Source organism: Acidisphaera rubrifaciens HS-AP3 (assembly GCF_000964365.1).
Lineage (GTDB): Bacteria > Pseudomonadota > Alphaproteobacteria > Acetobacterales > Acetobacteraceae > Acidisphaera > Acidisphaera rubrifaciens.
The window spans coordinates 1-2171 of record NZ_BANB01000182.1 but is presented as its reverse complement, the minus strand read 5'-3'; the positions used below and the strand labels follow the sequence as shown (position 1 = coordinate 2171).

The window sequence follows — 2171 nt, the reverse complement described above, 5'->3', positions numbered from 1 at the left end:
GGACCGCGCCGCCATGCTCGCCGGCGACCGCGTGGGGAATGTCGGGCAGCAGCGCGTCGATCTGTTCGATCGGCCGCCCGCTGACCACCGCCAGGGCGCCGCCGAGGGCCGCACGCAGGGCCAAGAGCGCTTCGGACAGACCGGGCGGCACCACCACGAGGTCGGGGCGCGGCGCGATGTCCAGCAACGTGCCGTCGAGGTCGAGCAGCAGCGCGGCCTGCCCGGACGGCGGGAGACGGGAGAGCGCGGTCATGACGGCATCGGGATGCGGTCCCGGCGCGGCGGATCAGTGACAGGCGACAACGCGCACGTCGTAGATCGGATGCTCCATCATCGACACCGGCGGATCGGACGAGAGCATCCAGCCGTGGAAGGCGGGCGCGCCGGGATGCGGGTCGGTGACGTTGAGATAGGCCGCGGCGTCGGCCGGCTGATCGGGCGGCCGCACCACGCAGGCCTGCACGGCGATGTTGAGCGGGCCGAACGTCGCCGACTGCCCGACGCGGATCGTGAGGTCGGCGCGCCGGTCGTCGACCTTGTCGAGGGCGGCGATCTCCGCCGTGCCGCGATCAAGCCAGGCGGGTCCGGGGGCTGCGGGGGCGCCGTCGGCCGGCGGCGTCGGCGAGGGCGTGGCCGCGAGGGCGGGGACGGCGGCCATAAGAAACGCCGCGGCGGCCCAGGTGGTCATGCCCCGCCACCTCGGCGAGGCGAGGCGAGGCGGTCCACCATGTCGCGCAGCACGCCGCGCATGGCCTCCGGATCGACGCCCATCAGAACCGCGTCCTCGAACGCGTCGCGCATCATCTGGGCGAGTTCGGCGCGGTTTTCCTCCAGCACCTTCAGCTTCTCGCGGCAGGCGATGGGCGCGCCGTCGGGCTGCACCCAGACAGGCGGCCCGCCGCTCACGGCTTGGCCGCCCCGCCGCCGGGGGCGGGCGCCGCATCCGAATTATGGGCGGCGCTCGACTTGTTGCTGATGCTGAAGATGAACTTGCCGAGCAGCTGCTCGAGGCTGACCGAGCCCTGGGTGATGTTGAAGGCCTCCCCCGGCTTCAGCATGGCGGTGTCGCCACCCGGCGAGATCGAAAGATATTTGCCGCCGAGCAGGCCGTCGCTTGTGACCTCGGCGGCGCTGTCCTTCGGCACCGCGAGCCCGTCGCGCACGTCGAGGCGCACCACGGCCTGATAGGTCTGCGGGTCGATTTCCTCGGACAGGACGGAGCCGACCTTGACGCCGGCCATGCGTACGTCGGCGCCGACCACGAGGCCGTCGATATGGTCGAAACGGGCGACCAGCGGATAGCCGGTCACGGTGGTGCGGCCGGAGCTGGCGACGGCGTAGCCGAGGAAGCCCGCGGCGGCGAGCAGGACGACGGCGCCGGTCGCGATCTCGGCAAAGTTGCGAGTGGCCACTTGATCAGGCGCCCGGAGTCCAGGCCTCGTAATCGCCGGTCGACGCGGCGCGATGGCCCCCCTCGTAATCATGTCCCGGCGGACGATAGCTGGCGGGCGTCCCGGTGAGGTTCGGCAAATGCGGCTTCTGCCACGGATAGCGGCGATCGGCCGGCAGCGGCGCATCCGTCGTGTGATGCAGCCAGGCGTGCCACTCGGGCGGAACCATGCTGGCCTCCGGCTGCCCGTTGTACATCACCCAGCGGCGCTGGCGCAGACCCGGTCGGGGGCGCCGCTCCTCGTAGTAGATGTTGCCGGCCGCATCGGTACCCACCGTGCGTCCGTGAAGCATCGTGAACAGCCGTGTGCCGATGGTCGCCATGTCCCGCATATAGGCCGCGCGGCGCCGGCTGGTCCAGTTATCGGCGCGATGCGCGCTCATCCACAAGATTTTGTGGTCGCTGACAGGCACGACCGCCAAATGCGCTTCCGGCGGTCGCGATGCGAGTCTAGGATCGAGGCATGGCAAACGGTCGGTCGGACGGGCGGTTCTGGCACGGGGTGCGGATGCGCCGGGTATGGGCGCGGCCCGATCCGGACGGGCCGGCACGGCAGGTGACGATCCCGGCGGGATGGCCGGCCGATCGCGAGGAGGCCGCGGCGGCGGCGCTCGCCGCGCTGGTGCCGGGCGAGGCGGCGGTGACGCTGCCGGCGGCGTCCGACCGGTGGATCGAGGCCGCTTCGGCCCGTGACCCCGCGCTCGGCGACCGTCTGCGGGCG

Annotated in this window: 5 protein-coding genes and 1 pseudogene; 1 reads left to right on the top strand and 5 read right to left on the bottom strand. The window is 72.1% G+C overall.

Translation table 11 applies throughout. The features are described from left to right. The 5 genes from B8460_RS06620 to B8460_RS06600 form a co-directional block, all read right to left on the bottom strand. Positions 1–253 (bottom strand): trehalose-phosphatase (locus tag B8460_RS06620; protein WP_048860791.1); only part of this gene is annotated, 253 nt, incomplete at its 3' end. 33 nt (positions 254–286) lie between these two features. After that, the gene (locus B8460_RS06615) at positions 287–688 is read right to left on the bottom strand and encodes a DUF2155 domain-containing protein (RefSeq protein WP_084623297.1); all 402 of its coding nucleotides are present in this window, start codon (positions 686–688) and stop codon (positions 287–289) included. Continuing rightward, positions 685–906, bottom strand: a complete 222-nt coding sequence (locus B8460_RS06610; protein WP_048860789.1) for a hypothetical protein — start codon at positions 904–906, stop codon at positions 685–687. Before B8460_RS06610 ends, B8460_RS06615 begins: the two co-directional genes overlap by 4 nt. Beyond that, positions 903–1412, bottom strand: coding sequence for an outer membrane lipid asymmetry maintenance protein MlaD (gene mlaD / locus B8460_RS06605; protein ID WP_241771130.1), 510 nt, complete (start codon positions 1410–1412; stop codon positions 903–905). Before mlaD ends, B8460_RS06610 begins: the two co-directional genes overlap by 4 nt. A gap of 4 nt (positions 1413–1416) precedes the next feature. Beyond that, a complete protein-coding gene (locus B8460_RS06600; RefSeq protein ID WP_456303903.1) occupies positions 1417–1833 on the bottom strand; it encodes an NADH:ubiquinone oxidoreductase subunit NDUFA12 in 417 nt (138 codons plus the stop codon). Between the two features lie 80 nt (positions 1834–1913). Here B8460_RS06600 and B8460_RS06595 point away from each other — a divergent pair. Beyond that, positions 1914–2171, top strand: a pseudogene (locus tag B8460_RS06595) (hypothetical protein); the annotation flags it as partial.

What these genes read in the sequence shown, in the direction of transcription:
- B8460_RS06615 (WP_084623297.1), bottom strand. Translation starts at nt 688, where the DNA reads ATGACCACCTGGGCCGCCGCGGCGTTTCTTATGGCCGCCGTCCCCGCC.
- B8460_RS06600 (WP_456303903.1), bottom strand. Translation starts at nt 1,833, where the DNA reads ATGAGCGCGCATCGCGCCGATAACTGGACCAGCCGGCGCCGCGCGGCC.